Annotated in this window: 1 pseudogene; it reads left to right on the forward strand. The window is 70.3% G+C overall.

Annotated features, from left to right (window positions below):
• A pseudogene (locus SB822_RS60665) lies at positions 1-239 on the forward strand (CbbBc protein); the annotation flags it as partial.

Raw genomic sequence — 239 nt, forward strand, 5'->3', positions numbered from 1 at the left:
CTTCCGGCTGCCGCTGCCACCTGCAGGGCGGGTCTGGCCCACGCCATCGGGCAAGGCGCGGTTCCTGCCGTTCGCCGGCCTGGGCGAGGATCCGGACGGCGCCGGCGACGGCATCGTCCGGCTCACCACGATCCGCAGCCACGACCAGTACAACACCACCATCTACGGCTTCGACGACCGCTACCGCGGCGTGTTCGGCCGTCGCGACGTGGTCTTCATGAATGCGCAGGACATGGCCG

It is taken from the genome of Paraburkholderia sp. SIMBA_054 (genome assembly GCF_046534875.1).
GTDB lineage: Bacteria > Pseudomonadota > Gammaproteobacteria > Burkholderiales > Burkholderiaceae > Paraburkholderia > Paraburkholderia hospita.